This window comes from Kitasatospora sp. NE20-6, from assembly GCF_045862635.1.
This window is the reverse complement of the sequence record NZ_BPRL01000021.1, coordinates 60,600-77,720: the sequence shown is the minus strand read 5'-3', so window position 1 is coordinate 77,720 and position 17,121 is coordinate 60,600. Positions and strand designations below refer to the sequence as shown.

General features: G+C 78.0%; 9 protein-coding genes and 1 riboswitch. Of the genes, 7 read left to right on the top strand and 2 right to left on the bottom strand.

Annotated elements, in window-relative coordinates; translation table 11 throughout:
- Nucleotides 1-126 precede the first annotated feature (126 nt).
- The gene (locus SNE206_RS18280) at nucleotides 127-432 is read left to right on the top strand and encodes a DUF4193 domain-containing protein (protein WP_407914458.1); all 306 of its coding nucleotides are present in this window, start codon (nucleotides 127-129) and stop codon (nucleotides 430-432) included.
- 131 nt (nucleotides 433-563) lie between these two features.
- Here the strand turns inward: SNE206_RS18280 and SNE206_RS18275 are convergent, their stop codons facing one another.
- Both SNE206_RS18275 and SNE206_RS18270 read right to left on the bottom strand, forming a co-directional pair.
- Nucleotides 564-1,283 carry a DUF4232 domain-containing protein gene (locus tag SNE206_RS18275; RefSeq protein WP_407914457.1) on the bottom strand — a complete coding sequence of 240 codons (720 nt, stop codon included), beginning with the start codon at nucleotides 1,281-1,283 and terminating at the stop codon, nucleotides 564-566.
- 200 nt (nucleotides 1,284-1,483) lie between these two features.
- The gene (locus SNE206_RS18270) at nucleotides 1,484-2,956 is read right to left on the bottom strand and encodes a glycine hydroxymethyltransferase (RefSeq protein ID WP_407914456.1); all 1,473 of its coding nucleotides are present in this window, start codon (nucleotides 2,954-2,956) and stop codon (nucleotides 1,484-1,486) included.
- Between the two features lie 20 nt (nucleotides 2,957-2,976).
- A riboswitch (ZMP/ZTP riboswitch) is annotated at nucleotides 2,977-3,070 on the bottom strand.
- Between the two features lie 321 nt (nucleotides 3,071-3,391).
- Here SNE206_RS18270 and SNE206_RS18265 point away from each other — a divergent pair.
- The 6 genes from SNE206_RS18265 (at nucleotide 3,392) to SNE206_RS18240 (ending at nucleotide 17,078) form a co-directional block, all read left to right on the top strand.
- Nucleotides 3,392-4,171, top strand: a complete 780-nt coding sequence (locus SNE206_RS18265; RefSeq protein WP_407914455.1) for a potassium channel family protein — start codon at nucleotides 3,392-3,394, stop codon at nucleotides 4,169-4,171.
- A gap of 206 nt (nucleotides 4,172-4,377) precedes the next feature.
- Nucleotides 4,378-5,244, top strand: coding sequence for a DUF4132 domain-containing protein (locus SNE206_RS18260; protein ID WP_407914454.1), 867 nt, complete (start codon nucleotides 4,378-4,380; stop codon nucleotides 5,242-5,244).
- A gap of 53 nt (nucleotides 5,245-5,297) precedes the next feature.
- On the top strand, nucleotides 5,298-10,172 hold the full coding sequence (locus tag SNE206_RS18255) for a DNA-binding protein (RefSeq protein WP_407914550.1): 4,875 nt from the start codon (nucleotides 5,298-5,300) through the stop codon (nucleotides 10,170-10,172).
- 212 nt (nucleotides 10,173-10,384) lie between these two features.
- Nucleotides 10,385-11,548, top strand: coding sequence for an ATP-binding protein (locus SNE206_RS18250; protein WP_407914453.1), 1,164 nt, complete (start codon nucleotides 10,385-10,387; stop codon nucleotides 11,546-11,548).
- On the top strand, nucleotides 11,545-15,147 hold the full coding sequence (locus SNE206_RS18245) for a vWA domain-containing protein (RefSeq protein WP_407914452.1): 3,603 nt from the start codon (nucleotides 11,545-11,547) through the stop codon (nucleotides 15,145-15,147). Before SNE206_RS18250 ends, SNE206_RS18245 begins: the two co-directional genes overlap by 4 nt.
- The gene (locus SNE206_RS18240; protein ID WP_407914451.1) at nucleotides 15,144-17,078 is read left to right on the top strand and encodes a hypothetical protein; all 1,935 of its coding nucleotides are present in this window, start codon (nucleotides 15,144-15,146) and stop codon (nucleotides 17,076-17,078) included. Before SNE206_RS18245 ends, SNE206_RS18240 begins: the two co-directional genes overlap by 4 nt.
- Nucleotides 17,079-17,121: the final 43 nt, after the last annotated feature.

Genomic DNA, 17,121 nt, shown 5'->3' with positions numbered 1-17,121 from the left:
ATTTCCGAGGTATTTCTCCTCCGCGGCGAACCGCCGCGACCAGGCCCGACAAATGTCGCGGCGGGCCCGCCTCCGGGAGAGGCTGGTGCGGCTACGGGGTCACCCACTCCACGGAAGGACAGCACTGTGGCAACCGATTACGACGCCCCGCGCGGCGGCGGCGACGAGAGTTCGGACGACAGCATCGAGGAGCTGAAGGGACGCCGTTCCGAGAAATCGGACGGCAAGGTCGACGTCGACGAGTTCGACGCGGCCGAGGGCCTCGAACTTCCGGGTGCCGACCTGTCGGGCGAGGAGCTGACCGTCCAGGTCCTGCCGAAGCAGCAGGACGAGTTCACCTGCTCCACCTGCTTCATGGTGCGCCACCGTAGCCAGCTCGCGGGCGAGGACGCACAGGGCCGTCCGCTCTGCAAGGAGTGTGCCGGCGGCTGACCGCCCGGCCCCGACGGGCGCGGGCGGGCCGGGTGGCCGCCCGCCCGGGCCCGTCCGCGCCCGTCCGCTGCCGTGCCCTGCCGTGCCCTGCCGCGCCGCCCTGCGACCGGGCGGCACCGCAGGGCCCGCGGTCAGGACAGCACGGTCGCCGGGAGGATCTCCGAGACCTGCACGCTGCCGCCGCAGGGCTGGAAGGCGAACGGCACCTTCTTGTCGGCGTCGGCCAGCGGGTCCACCGGCGCCCGGAAGACGAAGCCGACCGCCTTGGGGCACGGCGCGTCACCGGTCGGCACGTTGCTCCACTTCACGAAGAACGCGGCGCTCTGCCCGGGCGCCAGCACGATCGTGCCGCCGTCCTGCCCGAGATCGCCGAAGCCCGCGGGGATCGCGCCGACCGTCAGCGACAGCTCGGGCGCGGCCGGCGGGCCGTACGGGACGAACGTGGGGCGTCCGTCCATCGAGCAGGCGGCGGCCGAGACGTTCTTCACCACGAACCGCTGCACCATCGTGCCCGCGGCGCCGTCCGAGGTGGAGGCGGTGACGGACAGCCAGGGGTTGACGCAGTTCTCCGTCTCGCCGCCGCCACCGCCCCCGCCCCCGGCGGGCGAAGCGGTGGCCGGGGCCGGCTTCTTCGGCTTCGCCGAGGCCGACGCCGAGGCCGACGCCGGGGAGGCGGCCGCGGACGGCGCGGCGCCCGACGCCGACGGCGGCACGGCCGGCGAGGACGCCGCGGTGACCGCGGTCGTGACGGACGCGCTGCCCGCGTCGTGGGCCGCGCTCCCGCAGCCGGCGACGGCCCAGGGGGCGGCCAGGGCCAGGGCGACGGCGAGGCTGCGGCGGCGAGTGTGCACAGAGGGGTCCTTCGGTCGGTCCACGCGGTCGGCGGCGGGACGCCGCCCCGCCGCAACCACGGCCGGCCTGCGCCACGGCCGACATCCCACACCCCGGCCGGGGCCGGAGTCCAGCACGGATCGATCACCACTCGCCCGTCCGGGGGCGGACGCGGCACCGGCCGCGCCCGGCCCGGCGCACCGCCGGGCCGGGCGGCGCGTCACACCGCGCCGAGGCCCGGGTAGAGCGGGAAGCCGGCCAGCAGGTCGTCCGCACGCTTCGCAACGGCCTCACGCACCTGCGGGTCGAGTACGTACTGCGCCTTGGACGGGCCGCCGGCCGCGGTCCGCGCCGGGGTGGTGCCGCGCAGCACGGTGTCGATCAGGTCCGCGATCTCGTCCATCTCGGCGGTGCCGAGCCCGCGCGTGGTGAGCGCCGGAGTGCCGATCCGGACGCCGGAGGTGTACCAGGCGCCGTTCGGGTCCTGCGGGACGGCGTTGCGGTTGGTCACCACGCCCGCGTCCAGCAGCGCCGCCTCGGCCTGGCGGCCCGTCAGGCCGCGGCCGGAGACGTCGGCGAGCACGAGGTGGTTGTCGGTGCCGCCGGTGACGAGCGTCGTGCCCCGCCGCAGCAGCCCCTCGGCGAGCGCCCGTGCGTTGTCGACGACGCGCTGCGCGTAGTCCTGGAACTCCGGGCGGCGGGCCTCCGCGAGGGCGACCGCCTTCGCCGCCATGACGTGCGGGAGCGGGCCGCCGAGCACCATCGGGCAGCCCCGGTCGACGTGCTCGGCCAGCTCGGAGGTGCACAGCACCATGCCGCCGCGCGGGCCGCGCAGCGACTTGTGGGTGGTGGTGGTGACGATCTGGGCGTGCGGCACCGGGTCGAAGTCGCCGGTGAGCACCTTGCCCGCGACCAGGCCCGCGAAGTGCGCCATGTCGACCATGAGGGTCGCGCCGACCTCGTCGGCGATCTCGCGCATCAGGCGGAAGTTCACCCGCCGCGGGTAGGCGGAGTAGCCGGCGACGAGGACCAGCGGGCGGAACTCGCGGGCGGTGGCGCGCAGCGCGTCGTAGTCGAGGAGGCCGGTGACCGGGTCGGTGCCGTAGCTGCGCTGGTCGAACATCTTGCCGGAGATGTTGGGGCGGAAGCCGTGCGTGAGGTGGCCGCCGGCGTCCAGCGACATGCCCAGCAGGCGCTGGTTGCCGAACTCGCGGCGCAGCTCGGCCCAGTCCTGCTCGCTCAGGTCGTTGACCTGCCGCACCTGCGCGCGGGCCAGCGCCGGGCTCTCCACCCGCTGGGAGAGGATCGCCCAGAAGGCCACCAGGTTGGCGTCGATGCCCGAGTGCGGCTGCGCGTAGGCGTGTTCGGCGCCGAAGAGTGCGCGGGCGTGTTCGGCGGCCAGCGCCTCCACGGTGTCGACGTTGCGGCAGCCCGCGTAGAAGCGGCGGCCGACGGTGCCCTCGGCGTACTTGTCGCTGAACCAGTTGCCCATCGCGAGGAGCACGGCGGGCGAGGCGTAGTTCTCGCTGGCGATGAGCTTCAGGGAGGCCCGCTGGTCCTGGATCTCGGCGCCGATGGCGTCGGCGACGCGGGGCTCGACGGCGCGGACGGCCTCGATCGCGCTGCGGAAGGCGGTGTCCGCGGCGGGACCGACGGCGGTGTGGGGCGCGCGGGGGTAGCCGGACTCGGCCAAGGCTGTCTCCTCATGACGATTCGGACGGCCCAGGCGCACGGCGACAGCGTGAGAGACACGGAGCCGCTTCCCGATGGTCGAGTCCATCCCTGCGCGCCAGTCACGGCTCACGGAGAGCCTACCAACCCGGGCGGGCGGTGCGGGCGGAAGCCGGGAGGACGCCCGGACGGCGCAGCCGGGGACGGCCTCCAGCGGGGGCTCCGGCAGGACTCCGGACGGGCTCCGGCAGGGATGCGGGCGGCCGGGGCGCGTGCGGCCGGGAGCGGCCGCGGGCGGTGCCGCCCGGCCGGACCTGCACGGGAGGGCAAGCAGCCGGGCACGGATCGTGCAGGCGGCCGGGCCCGCCCGTGAAAGGATGCCGGTGCGGCCGCCGACCAGGGCGCCCTCGCGCGTGCGGCGGTCCGCCGGAGCAGGCACCGCGAAGGAAGGCAGCCCATGACGACGCGACGTGAGCGCTGGGAGCGGCGCACGCAGACCCCGCTGATCGCCCTGTCCGGGCTCTTCGCGATCGCGTACGCGGTGCCGGTGCTCGGGCCGCAGGCCCCCGCCCCGCTGCTGCGCTGGGCCGCCTGGACGGAGTGGGCGGTGTGGGCGGCGTTCGCCGCCGACTACGCGGCCCGGCTGCTCCTGGCCGAGCGCCGCTGGGAGTTCGTCCGGCGCAGCCCGTTCGACCTGGCGTCCGTGGTGCTGCCGCTGGTGCAGCCGCTGCGGCTGCTGCGGCTGGTGTCGACGCTGCTGCTCGCGGGCCAGCGGGTGCGGATGGCCTCGCAGGTGCGGCTCACCACGTACGTCGCGGGCGTGGTGGTGGGGCTGCTGGTGTTCGGGTCGCTGGCCGTGCTGGAGATCGAACGGACCTCGCCCACCGCGACCATCCTGACGCTCCAGGACGCGCTCTGGTGGTCGTTCACGACCATGACGACCGTCGGGTACGGCGACCTGACGCCGACCACCGGCCTGGGGCGGCTGCTGGCGGTCGCCCTGATGCTCTCCGGCATCGCGCTGCTCGGTGTGGTGACCGCGAACATCGCGGCGTGGTTCATCTCCCGGTTCGACGCGGAGGACCGCATCGACCACCTCAACCACCGGGCGATCCAGGACCTCACCGCCGAGGTCCGCGAACTCCGCCTGCAGGTGGCCGAGCTGAGTGCCGCCTCGGGCCGGGACGGCCTGGCGGGGCCGCCGGCCGTGGCGGAGGCGGCGGTCCCCCGGGGGTAGTGCCGACCGTTCGTCAGCACAGGACCTGTGGCACGTCCGGGTCCACCGCCTGCGCGTGCCCGGGGGCGGCCCGGCGGGGCCGCACCCCGCGCGTGCGTTGTCCGCGGCAGCCGCTAGCGTTCCGGCATCACCTGCGGCGGAGTGTCCGACTCCCTCCGCGTCTGCGGTGGTTTTCGACGACTTGCACGAGACCGAGGTGGGGACCGATGGGTTGGCTGGCGGCGGGCGAGGGGTACGAGGTGGCCCTCGTGGAGGGCCGGGTGACGGCGCGGGCGACGGCCGGGCGTTCGGCCGGGAGGCAGCTGAAGACGCTGCCGAAGGCGGTGCGGGAGCACCCCGAGACGGACCGGCTGCGCCGGTTCGCGGAGTGGCTGGACCGGCACGCCGTGTCGTGCGTGGCGCAGGTGGACACCTGGATGGTCTCCTCGCTGCCGGTGCCGACGGGGCTGATCGCCCGCGTCTGGCCGGACGAGGCCTGGCAGGCCGCGCTGCGCGACCTGGTGGTCGTCGGCGACGACCCGGACGAGACCGGCTTCCTGCGCGACGCCACGGCCGACGGCTCGCTGAAGCTCGTCGACCTGGACGGCGAGACGGTGCGCATCGCCCCGGAGACCGTGACGCTGCCGCACCCGGTGCTGCTGCCCGACCTCGACGACCTGCGCGAGTTCGCCGCCGAACTCGGCGTCGTGCAGCGCGTGGAGCAGATCCACCGGGCGACCTGGCTGCGGCCCGGCGACCTCGCGCCGACCGCCGCCGAGGTCCGGGACTTCGCGGGCGGGCGGTTCCCCTCGCGATTCGGCCTCGCCGCCCGTGCCTCCTCGCTGGGCTACCGGGTCTCCGGCGGCTACGCGACCTGCCGGGTGCGCGACACCGGACGCACCGTCGAGGCCTCCGTGTGGATCGGCGAGCCCTACTGGGACGGCGACTCGGAGACCGGCGCGCTCAGCTGGCAGGACGGCGACGGCAAGGCGCTCCGCCTGCCGGACGTGGGACCGGTCGCCTGGTCCGAGGGCATGCGGATGGCCGCCGCGCTGTACGCCGGCCGCACGGTCGAGGAGGGCAAGGGCGCATGAGCGGCATCACGGACACGGGTACGGACACGGACACGACGGGGGCGGCAGTGGCGATGACGGAGGCGGAGGCGGCGGACCTGCTGCAGGCGGGCGCGGTGCTGCCGCCCGGCACGGCGGGCGCGGGCGACCGGGCGGTGCCGCTGACCGCGCGCACGTACCGCCACCCCGGGCTCGACGGCCGGGTCGTGGTGCGGCTCGTCCCCGGCGAGCTGGGCGCCGCGGAGGACCTCGCCGCCGGATACCTCGGGCTGGAGACCGGCGCCGAGCCGGCCGAGGTCGGCCTGGGGCTGCGCCAGGCACTCGGCTTCCCCGAGTGGGTGCTCGCGCACCACCCGAAGGACGGCCACCACGCGCTCGGCATCATGCCCGAGCTGGAGCGGATCGCCCGGCAGGCGAAGTCCAAGCCGAAGGCCGCCCTCGACGCGTACCAGGAGGTCGCCGGGCGGCTCGCCGCGGCCGTCCCGCACTTCCTGCCGACGTTCTACGAGCAGGCCGGCCGGACGTTCCTCGGCGTGGAGAACGCCACCTACGCGGCGCAGCTCTTCTCCAAGGCCCGCCGGGCCGAGGCCGAGCACGGCCTGCGGCTCGACGAGGCCCGGCTCGACGCGGTGTTCCTGGAGTTCGCCCTCGCGGGCGCACTGCCCGTCAAGGTGCTGACCGGGTACGCGAAGGAACTCGCCGCGCGGGTGCCGGCGCAGGAGGCGTTCGACCGCTTCCGGGTCCTGTGCGTCCGGCGTACCGCGGGCGGCCTGCAGCCCTCCGCGCAGATGGCCACCGACCTGCGGAAGCTCGCCCGCGCGGCGGGCGCCGACCCCGACACCGCCGAGGGCGCCTACCTGGCGGAACTGCTCGCCCTGCCCGCCACGCTGCGCGCCGCCGCCGGCTGGTGGAAGGGCCACCGGGCGGCCCTGGTGTCGCTCGCCCGGCGGGACGCCGCGGTGCGCGGGCAGCTGCTCGGCCTGATGCCCACCGGTGACGACCGCGAACTGCCCGGCCTGTGGCTGGAGATCCTCACGGAGTCCGGCGCCGACGCCGGGCTGTGCGACGACGCGCTGCCCGCCGCGGAGCGGCCCGCGGACGGCCCGAGCGGCTGGTTCGGGCGGTTCAACACCTGGCGCGGCCGCGGCTGGGGCCGCCCGCCGCGCATCCCCGCGCTCTACCCGCTCGTCGACCGGATGGCCGGGGCCCTGCGCACCGACCTGGCCGCCTCCGGCGGCGCGCTCGGCTTCGTCGAGGCCGACGTCGACCTGCTCGACCAGCTGCTCGCCCTCGGGCTGCCGGTCGCCGACCCCGGCGACCGCACCGCGCTCGGCCTGAAGCGGTGGGCGCAGGGCGACGTGGACCGCCGCGACCTGCTCGCCGTGGCGGCGGACCCGCGGTTCCGGCCGGCGTTCCGGCGCGGCGCGAACCAGCTCTCCGACGACCAGGACAGCCGCACCGCGTTCGGGCTGCTCGCCCGCTCCCCGGGCGGCCGGCCGATGCTCGCCGAGTGGACGGCGCGGGTCGCGGAGGCCTCCTCGGCCAGCGGCCTGCCCGGCCTGCCCACCGCGCTGGGCCGGCTCACCTGGCTGCCCGGCGAGGTGCTCGTGCTCGCCGAGAAGGAGGTGCGCGCGGCCGCCGCCTTCGACCTGTCGCAGACCCTCGCCCGCACCCTGCGCGCCGGCCTGCTCGACGAACTCGGCTGGCCCGCCTGGGACGACGCCGCCGCCGCGCTCGTGCCGCGCAAGGACCTCGACGAGATCGTCGTCGCCGACGCCTGGCCGCACCTGGTGGCCGCCGGCCCGTCGCAGGCCCGCGTGCTCGGCGCCGAGGGCACCGTGCTCACCCACGACCTGCGGATACCCGCCGGCGACTCCAACGGCGACACCGGCTTCGCCTACGTCGACGGCTCGCTCCTCGTGCAGTGGCACTCCCGCGCCGCGCAGCACCGCGTCACCGGCTACTGGCACACCGCCGCCGACCGGACGTTCACCATGCCCGAGCACACCCGCACCCGCGGCATGCGCACCAACTGGCTCGGCACACTGCGCAGTTACGGCCTGCCGCTGCCCGGCGGCGGGCGCACGCTCGGCGAGGGCGTCCTGCACGCCGGCGACACCGCGCTGCCGGGCGAACGCCACGTCATCGGCGACGGCACGTCGTACTGGGTGTGGGCCCCCCAGGGCGACGGCCTCCCGCACGCCTGGACGGAGTACGACCCCGCGACCGGGGCGACCGGCCGGGCCTCGGCGCCCGCCTTCCTCGCCGACGCCCTGCGCGACACCCCGGCGGGCAGCACCCTGCGGAACGGCTGGGTCATGCCCGCCCCCGACGCCGGTGAACGCCCCGCCGGCGGCCTGCTCGGCTGGCGCGTCGTGCGGCTGCCCGACGGCACGCTGCGCGGCGAGGACACCGCCGGGCACCACGTCACCCTGCCCGGGGACGGCGACGTCCCGGCGCGGCTGCTCCGCTTCCCCGGCGCGGAGCGTCCGCTGGCCGTGGTGCGGCAGAGCTACCAGGTGAAGCTGGTCGACGCGGACGGCGTGGTCACCGCGGAGGCCCGGACGGACAACCTCCCCGGCGTCTTCGCCGAGGGCTCCCTGATCCTGCCGCCGCTGCGGTACTGGCACTGCCTGCAGCCGCGGGACGTCGACGGCTCGCTCGCGCTGCGCCGCGTGGACGCGGGGACCGCGGCCGCGCTCCTCAAGGCCGCCGCCGAGGCGGACCCGCGGCAGCCCGGCGAACTGCCCGCGGCCGTCCGGGCGATCCTGCCGCAGGTCGGCGACGACGCCCTGGTGGCGGGCATCACCGGTGTGCTGCGCTTCGCCGCGCAGCAGCAGAAGGTACTCGACGCCGTCGCCGAGCGCCTCGCCGAGGAGCTGGCGGGCGGACGGAAGTCCGAGGAGCCGACCGGCCCCACCGATCCTGAACTCCAGGACGCCCTCAACGGCCTCGGCTCCTTCGGCTACTGGTACGGCCGCGAGAACAGCCGCAACGTCGGCGCGCAGCTGCAGTTCCTCACCACGGCCCTGCAGCCCGACCACCCGGCCGTGCCCGCGGGCACCCTGCACGTGTACGGCGCCCGCGCGCCCTACGAGCAGATCAACTGGACGACGCTGCCGCAGCTGCCGGAGGTGCTCGCGCTGCGGGCGGCCTCGGACACCACCCCGCCGGAGCACCGCGCCACCCTGACCGCGTTCGCCGGGGCACTGCTCGGCCTCGGCCTCGGTGCGGACGCGCCGCACTGGCGGACGCTGGGCGTCCACCTCGACGGCCATCACCTGGCCGGCCCGGACGGCGAGACCCGCGACGGCAACCGCGAGGCGCTGGTGGCGCTGGGCGGCGGGGCGTTCCTGATGTTCGCGGACTCCGAACTGTCGACCACCGGCGGCACCTCGTCGACCGTGCTCTTCCACGACCCGACCGGGCGCTTCGAGATGCCCGCGCCCTACACCGTGCGCTCGGTCGCCGCGACCGGCACGGCCGCGGACGGCCGGGCGGCGGCCGTGCTCGCCGAGGCGGCGGTCCGCGGGCCCGCCCCCTGGCAGCCCGCCGCGGCCGAGCGGTTCGCCGAACTGACCGGGGTGACGCCGACGACCGCCGCCCTGGTGGTCGCGGGCCTGCCGCACCTCGACGCGTACGAGCGGAACTTCCTGCCCACCGCGACACGCACCCTGCTCGGGCTGAAGGTCGCCGACGCCGCGGTCGCCCGCAACGAACTCCGGTCGCTCTCCGCCGACGTCCGGCGGCGGCTCGTCGCGGCACTGCTGCCCGCCGACGCCACCGCGCTGTGGACCGACGGGCCGGACGCCGAGGCCGCCGCCGAGGTGTGGAACGCCACGGTCGGACGGCGCGTCGCCGTACCCGAGGCACTGCTCGGCGAGGCCGTCCGCGCGGTGCGCTCCGACTGGGCGCCCGGCCGCTCGCTGCCCGCCCTGCTCGACCCGGCGCAGTCGCCCGAGCTGAGCCGCGACCTCGCCTGGACCGTCCGCGGCGACCGCTGCGTGCCGGTGCAGCAGGACGAGTCCGGCTTCACCGCGCAGACGCTCGTCGGCGCGGTCGCGGCGGCCGCCTGGCTCGCCCACCGGCTGCCCGCCGGCGACCCGCTGCGCGCCGCGCTGCCCGCGGCCCTCGCGGCGGTCCGCGCCCGGCTGGCCAACCCGGAGCTGATCCTCGACCTGGGACGCTACGTCGACCTGCCGGCCTTCCGGAAGGCCGCCGGCACCCCGACCGAGCTCGGCGAGGGCTACGAGCGCTACGGCGCCGTCCTGATGGCCACGCACGACGACCGGCCCGCACCCGGCATCCGCACCAGCCTGCTCGACGAGGCCGGCGAGGACCCGTACCTGCCGGCCCTGCGGATCGACGGCGAGCAGCCGTTCCCCGCGGAGACGGCCCTGCGGATCGCCTCGTCGGACGGCTTCGCCGCGCTGCTCGCCGACCCCGGCGAGCCGGCGGCCGGTGCGCGCGGCACGGACGGCACCTGGTGGCCGCAGGACCCGTCGCGCTCGGTGCCGGACCTCGTCGCACAGACCGTCGCCGAGCACGGCATCGGCGAGGACGCCGCCGCCGTGCACCTGATGCTGCTCGCCATGCCCGACCCGACGGACCGCAACACCGCCCGCTGGACGGGCTGGCGCCCCGCCCGCCTCAAGGCGGCCCGCGCCGAACTCGCCGCGAGCGGCCTGGTCGTCGAGGCCACCCGCACCCGGGCCGGCCGGACGCTCTTCCTGCCCGGCGGCTGGACGGAGCTCCGCACGCCGCACCTGCCGATCGAGACCTGGAAGCTGCCGCTGCTCGGCCCGGCCGGCGGGCCCGGCACCCCGCTGGGCGTCATGGCACCCGTCGAGCCCGCCGAGACGCTCTACCGACGCGCATGGCAGCGACTCGCCGACGGCGACCTGCCGCGCTTCGAGGAGCTCAAGGTGCGGCGCGGCCGGCGCCGCTGACCCCCCCCCCCCCCCCCCGGTGGGGGGCCCCCCCCCGGGGGCCCCCCCCCCCCCCCCCGCGCCCCCCCCACCCCGCACCCCCTTCGTGGAGCGAATGGGGCGGGGCGGCCGCGGCGCCCCCCCCCCCCCCCCCCCCCGGGGGGCGGCCCCCCCGGGGGCCGCCCCACCCCTCCCGGCGACCTCCCACCGACCCCTGAACCCGGAGAATCCCCATGACCGTGACGACCGAGAAGCCGGCCCGGCAGATCCTGCCCGCCGAGGAGCGGTACGCCGCCGAACTCGCCTTCCTCGCCGCCCACGACGACGGCCCCCGCCCGCCCGGCTGGGCCCTCACCCCGAGCGCCGCGGTGACCTTCGTCTGCGGCAGCGCGGGCGAGGCCCTCACCCTGCCGCCGGCCCGCCGCAAGGACGGCGGCCTGCCCGCCAAGCTGGTGATCGCACCGAAGTTCGTCGGCGAGCGCGCCCTCGTCGAGCGCTGCGTCGTCACCCTGGCCGGCGAGCGCGGCCTGCTGCTCGTCGGCGAGCCCGGCACCGCCAAGTCGATGCTCTCCGAGCTGCTGGCGGCCGCCGTCAGCGGCACCAGCGAACTCACCGTGCAGGGCACCGCGGGCACCACCGAGGACGCCTTCCGCTACGGCTGGAACTACGCCCTCCTCCTCGCCCAGGGCCCCACCCCGCAGGCGCTCGTCGCCTCCCCCGTGCTCACCGCGATGCGCTCCGGGCGGGTCGCCCGCATCGAGGAGGTCACCCGCTGCCTGCCCGAGGTGCAGGACGCCCTGGTGTCGATCCTCTCCGACCGCCGGATCAGCGTGCCCGAGCTCTCCGGCACCCCCGACGCGACGGCCGCCGCCGTACCCGGCTTCACCGTCATCGCCACCGCGAACCTCCGCGACCGCGGCGTCTCCGAGATGTCGGCCGCGCTCAAGCGCCGCTTCAACTTCGAGACGGTGCAGCCGATCGCCGACGCCGACGCGGAGACCGCACTCGTCCGCACCCAGGCCACCGCCGCCGTGCAGCGCGCCGGTGCCGCCTTCGGCGTCGACGACGCCGTGCTCGACGCCCTCGTCACCGTCTTCCGCGACCTGCGCACCGGCCGCTCCGCCGAGGGCTGGGACGTGGAACGCCCCGGCACCGTGATGTCGACCGCCGAGGCCGTGCACGTCGCCTCCTCGCTCGGCCTGGCCCGCGCCTACCTGCCCGGCGGCGGCGACGTGCTCGACCTCGTGCCCGGCCACCTGCTGGGCGCCGTCCGCAAGGACGACGCCGCCGACCACGGCCGCCTCCTCGGCTACTGGGACGGCCCGGTGCGCCGCCGCGCCGAGGACGGCTCCGCCCTGTGGCGCCGCCTCTGGGACCTCCGGGAGAACCTCCGGTGACCGGGCCCCGGACCCTCACCGCCGACGGCACCGGCAGCCCCGCCGAAACCGACAGCACCGATCCGCGGGACGCCGTCGCGGCGCTCGCCGCCTCGGTGCAGCCGTACCTCGTCGGGGTGCGGCACCACAGCCCGGCGCTGGCCGCCGTCGTCCCCGCCCTGCTCGACGCGGCCGACCCGCAGGTGGTCTGCATCGAGCTGCCCGCCGACTTCGCCCCCTGGCTGCCCCACCTCGCCGCCCCCGGCACCCGGGCCCCCGTGGCCCTCGCCGGCGCGGGGGCGGGGGCGGACGGCCGGCTCGGCTTCTACCCGTTCGCGGACTTCTCCCCCGAGCTCGCCGCGCTCCGCTGGGCGCACGCACGCGGCGTCGAGGTGCTCTGCTGCGACCTGCCCATGGACGACCCCGGCTGGTCGGCGCCCGAACTCCCCGGCAGCGCACTCCCCGGCCCCGGACGGCCCGCCGCCCGCCCGTACGCCGACGGCCTCGCGGCCTCCGGCACCGGCCGCGACGGCGACGACCTGTGGGACCGCACCGTGGAGGTCCGCGCGCCGGGCGCCACCCCGGAAGCCGTCCGGCGGGCCGCGCTCGCCGTCGGCTGGGCACTGCGCCGCGACGCCGCCGAACGCGGCGGCGTCCCCGCGGGCGACCTCGCCCGCGAGGCCCGCATGCGCCGGGTGATCGCCGCGGCGGGTGCCGACGGGCGCCGGGTCGCCGCCGTCGTCGGCGCCTTCCACGGCCCCGGCCTGCTCACCCCCGACACCCCGGCCGACCGGCCCGGCCCCGCCCCCGCGGAGCCCGGACCGGCCGTCACCACCTCGCTCGTGCCCTACACCTTCGGGCTGCTCGACGCCCGGTCCGGCTACCCGGCCGGGATCCGCGACCCGCGCTGGCAGCAGGCCGTCCTGGAGGCCGGCGGCGACCCCGACCGGGTGCGCGACGCCGCCGCCCGGGCCATCACCGACGTCTGCCGCGAGCTGCGCGCCGCCGGCCACCCCGCCGGCACCGGCGAGGCCGCCGAGACCCTGCGGCTCGCGGGCGACCTCGCCCGCCTGCGCGGGCTCCCCGCCCCCGGCCGCGGCGAACTCCTGGAGGCCGTCACCGCCGTGCTCGGCCAGGGCGAACCGCTCGGCCGCGGCCGGGCCCTCGCCCGCGCCCTGGAGACCGTGCTGGTCGGCACCGACCGCGGACGCACGGCCCCCGGCACACCGCGCTCGGGCCTCGGCCCGTCGGTGGAGGCCGAGCTCGCCGAGCTCCGGCTGCCCGGCCCCGACGACCCCGAGGCCCGCGAGCTGCGCCTCGACCCGCTGCGCTCCCCGCTCGACCGGCGCCGCGAGACGCTGCTGCAGCGCCTCGCCGTCTGCGGGGTCGGCTACGCCGAGCCGACGGAGGTCGCGGGCACCGGCGACGGCACCGCGCTCACCACCCGCTGGCGGGCCTCGTGGACGCCCACCGCCGCCGCCCGGCTCGACCTCGCGGGGGTGCGCGGCGTCACCGCCGCCCTCGCCGCCGCCGGCACCCTGCGCGAGCACACCCGCCACGAGACGGCCGAGGGCGGTCCGAGCTGCACCCAACTGCTCGACGGCCTGCGCGCCGCCGCCGCCTGCGACCTGCCCGACCTCGTCGGCGAACGCCTCACCGCGGCCGGACGGATCCTGCCCGACTCCGCCACCCTGCCCGAACTCCTCACCGCCCTCGACCTGCTGGAGGCCCTGCGGCGCGGCCACCTGCCCGGCACCGACGAGGCCGGGCGGGCGCAGGCCGCCGAGCTCGCCACCGCCCTGCTCGACGCGGCCGTCCGCGGCCTGCCCGGCCTCTCCGGCAGCGACGACCCCGGCGACGCCGCCGCCCTGGTCGCGCTCGCCACCCGCGCCGGCGAGCACCGCCTCGGCCTGCGCATGGACGACGCGCTCGCCACCCTCGCCCGCACCGGCTCGCCCCTGCTGCAGGGCGCGGCCCTCGCCGCCCGCGTGCTGCTCGACCTCGACGGCCCGGACGCCCTCGGCACCCGGGCCGCCGGGTGGATCGACACCGCCACCGGACCCGACGCCCGCCGCCGGCTGGCCCGGCTGCTCACCGGCCTGCTCACCGCGGGCGGGCCGCTGCTGCAGTACGCGCCCGCCGCCCTCGGACCCCTGCTGGAACGCGTCGACCGGCTGCCCGACCGGGGATTCCTGGAGCGCCTGCCCGCGCTGCGCGCCGGGTTCGACGCGCTCAGCCCCGCCGGGCGCGGCCGGCTGCTGGAGACCGTCACCGAGCGGCTCGGGGACCGCCCCGACCTCACGCTGGCCGCCCCTCCCGCGCTGCTCGCCCTCTGGACGGCCGCGGACTCGGCTGCAGCCGCCGCCCTCGACGCCCTCGGCCTGGGCCGCGGCCGGGCCGCCGACACCGGCACCGGCACCGACACCGACACCGACACCGGTACGACCCCGGCTCAGGAGCAGGCCCCGGGGCCGGCCGACCGGCCCGCCCCGGACCCGGCCGACCGGCTCGCGCCCGCCGACCGCTGGCGGCTGCTGCTGGGCCGCGAACCCGAACGGCTGCCCGACGGCGCCCGCCGCTACGCGCACGCCCTGGACGAGCTGTACGGCGCCGGACGCGGCGAGGGCGCCCGCGACCTCGGCGGCAGCACCGGCCCCGGCGGCAGCGAGGCGTCCTTCCCGACCGCCCGCGAGTGGGCGGAGGAACTCGACGCGCTCTTCGGCGCCGAGGTCCGCGAGGAGGTGCTCGGCAGCGCCGCCGAGGCCGGCCGCACCGACGTGCTCGCCGAGCTCGACCCGGCGTCCGTACGGCCCTCGGTGGAACTCCTCACCTCGGTGCTCAACCTCGCCGGCGGCCTGCCCGAGCAGCGCCTCGGCAAGCTCCGCCCGCTGGTACGGCGGCTGGTCGACGAACTCGCCCGGGAACTCGCCACCCGGCTGCGCCCCGCGCTCAGCGGGCTCGCCACCCCGCGGCCGACCCGCCGCCCCGGCGGCCGGCTCGACCTGCCGCGCACCCTGCGGGCCAACCTGGCGCACACCCGCCGCCTCGACGACGGCCGCACCGTCGTCGTGCCGGAGCAGCCGGTCTTCAGCACCCGCTCGCGCCGCGAGGCGGACTGGCGGCTGATCCTGGTGGTCGACGTCTCCGGCTCGATGGAGGCCTCCGTCATCTGGTCGGCCCTGACCGCGGCCGTGCTGGGCGGCGTGCCCACCCTGTCGACGCACTTCCTGGCGTTCTCCACCCAGGTCGCCGACCTCACCGACCGGGTCGACGACCCGCTGTCGCTGCTGCTGGAGGTGCGCGTCGGCGGCGGCACCCACATCGCCGCCGCGCTGGCCCACGCCCGTTCCCTGGTGACCGTGCCGAGCCGCACCCTGGTCGTCGTCGTCAGCGACTTCGAGGAGGGCGCGCCGCTCGGCGGGCTGCTCGCCGAGGTGCGCGGCCTCGCCGCGTCGGGCGTCCACCTGATGGGCTGCGCGGCCCTGGACGACACCGGCAACCCGCGCTACTCCGTGCCCGTCGCCCGGCAGCTCGTGACCGCCGGCATGCCGGTCGCGGCCCTCAGCCCGCTCGCCCTGGCCCGCTGGGTCGGCGACCGCCTCCGTGGAGAGAACCGATGAGCCCGGACACCGGCCCCACCCTGCCACCGGTCGCCCCCGAGGTGCTCGCGGCCGCCGTCGAGTCGCTCACCTCGCGGCTGCGCAAGAAGCTCGACGCCGCCGTCGAGCAGTACGCCGCCCTGCCCGTCACCGCCGCGGAGGGTACCGGCGCCGCCGTCCGCTGCGGCGAGGACGCCCTCGTCACCCTCACCCCCGGGCCGGACGGCGCCGTGACGGCGGAGGACCAGGCGCACTGCAGCTGCCTGCTCGCACCGCGCTGCCTGCACCGGACGGCGGTGCTCCACTGCTGCCCGATCGCCGACCCCGCGGCGGCAGGCCCCGCCCCGGCCGGGGAACCGACCGCCGGACCGGACACCGCGGCGGGTCAGGAATCCGCAGATCAGGGGGCCCCGGGTCAGGAATCCGCAGGTCAGGAGTCCGCGGATCAGGAACCGGCACCCGGCCCGGAGCCCGGCACCGCCGTCGCGCCGACCCCCGCGCAGCTGCGCGCCGCCGACGCGCTGTGGTCGGCCGCCGCCGCCGTGCTGGCGGCCGGGGTGCCCGCCGCCGGGGCCGTCCCGCAGGCCGAACTGCTGCGGGCCGCGCACACCGCCCGCCTCGCCGACCTGCACCGCGCCGAGGCCGCCGCACTGCGCGTCGTCCGCGGCCTGCGCAGCGCCCGGGCCCGGCACGACGGCCACCGGCTGGCCGACCTGGCCGCCGCACTGCGCGACCTGCTCCTCACCACGGCCCTGCTGCGGGCGGGCCGGGCCGACCGTGCGCTGCTCGGCGGGGCCCGCCGCAGCTACCGGCCGGGCGGCGCGCTCCGCGTGCACGGCGTGTGCCGCGAGCCGGTGCTCACCGCCACCGGGTACGGCGGCGTGGTCACGCACCTGGTCGCGGAGGACGGGCAGTGGTTCTCCGTCGCCGACGTCCGGCCCGGCGGCCCGGCGCGCGCCCGGGGCGCGGCCACCGCCCCGGTCTCGGTGGGGGCCGCGGCTCTCGACCACGCGCAGCTCTCCCGCGGCGGGCTGCTGGTGTCCGGCGCGACCGTCTCGGCGGACGGCCGGCTCGGTTCCGGCCGCGGCGTCCGCGCGAACCCGGTGGCGGGGCTCGACTGGTCGTCCGGCCCGCTCGGCGCGCTCTTCGCCCGGCCGCTGGCGCAGGCCGCGGCGGAACGCCTCGGGGAGGGCCCGCTCGCCGACCCGGCGCAGGAGGGCCGCCTGGGCCGGCCGGTCGGCTGCGACCTGGTGGTGCTGGGCGGCGCCGGTGACGCCGTCCTCGCCCGCGAGGTCGACCCGGTCGACCGGCAGGCCCGCGGGCCGGTCATCCGGCTCGTCGCCGCCAACGGCCACCCGGAGCTGGCCCACACGGCCAACCTCGGCCTGCTCGCCCGGCATCCGGGCACGCTCGTCCGGGTGCTGGGACGCATCGACCCGGACCGGGCCGCGACCCTGCGCCCGCTGGCCGTCGGCCCCGTGCCGGGCAGCGAGGCCACGCTGCGCCTGCCGGCGGCGTGGCAGGGCCGGGCCGACCTCGGGTACGACCTGCTCGTCGGCGCGCACTTCCCGCCGGCCGCAGGCGACGTGCCACCGCCGCAGGCCGGGCCCGACCCGCTGGCCGACGCGCCGCTGTGGCGGGTCCGCCGGCAGGTGGAGCTCGGGGTGGCCGGCGGGCGCCGCGCCGTCGCGGAGGCGGCCCGCAGCGGCGGCGCCCTGACGGACGGCGCCGCGCTGCGCCGGACGGGCTTCCACCGCGCCGCCGGGCTCGCCGCGGACCTCGCGGCCGCCGCCGACCGGCGCGGCCGCGACGTGTTCGGGCGCCTCGGCGACGGCACCGCCGACGCGGAGGGCTACGCGGAGGCCTGGCTGGCGGCGGCCGTCCACCTCACGGGCGCCGAGCGTGAGCTCGTCCGCGCCACCTGGGGAGATCCGACCGACGGGGAGGGCTGACCGGGGGCACCCACGTCCCGGTGCGGACGGGGGCGGGCCCGGG

What these genes read in the sequence shown, in the direction of transcription:
- SNE206_RS18265 (WP_407914455.1), top strand. Translation starts at nt 3,392, where the DNA reads ATGACGACGCGACGTGAGCGCTGGGAGCGGCGCACGCAGACCCCGCTG.
- SNE206_RS18260 (WP_407914454.1), top strand. Translation starts at nt 4,378, where the DNA reads ATGGGTTGGCTGGCGGCGGGCGAGGGGTACGAGGTGGCCCTCGTGGAG.
- SNE206_RS18255 (WP_407914550.1), top strand. Translation starts at nt 5,298, where the DNA reads ATGACGGAGGCGGAGGCGGCGGACCTGCTGCAGGCGGGCGCGGTGCTG.
- SNE206_RS18250 (WP_407914453.1), top strand. Translation starts at nt 10,385, where the DNA reads ATGACCGTGACGACCGAGAAGCCGGCCCGGCAGATCCTGCCCGCCGAG.
- SNE206_RS18240 (WP_407914451.1), top strand. Translation starts at nt 15,144, where the DNA reads ATGAGCCCGGACACCGGCCCCACCCTGCCACCGGTCGCCCCCGAGGTG.